The 238-nt window shown below is 68.5% G+C and carries 1 protein-coding gene; it reads right to left on the bottom strand.

What is annotated here, in order from left to right:
- A partial coding sequence (locus FPZ47_RS28140; RefSeq protein ID WP_210420071.1) for a hypothetical protein occupies positions 1–222 on the bottom strand: 222 nt, incomplete at its 3' end.
- Between the last annotated feature and the right edge of the window lie 16 nt (positions 223–238).

Raw genomic sequence — 238 nt, forward strand, 5'->3', positions numbered from 1 at the left:
GTTGAGGAGGTCGCTGACGTCGATCGGCCGCGTGAAGCCGGTGTCCTTCTGGAGCCAGCCGACGAGCACGTAGAGGGCGATCAGCCCGACCCCCGACAGCACCACCGTCAGCACGTACCGACGCACGGAGCGCACAGTGGCGAGCACGGTGAAGTGCCGCCGGTAGACGACGAGCAGCACCGCCATCACCGCGGGGACGACCGCCGACAGCGCGAGGATCACCGTCACCTCCCAGTAC

This window comes from Mycobacterium helveticum, from assembly GCF_007714205.1.
GTDB lineage: Bacteria > Actinomycetota > Actinomycetes > Mycobacteriales > Mycobacteriaceae > Mycobacterium > Mycobacterium helveticum.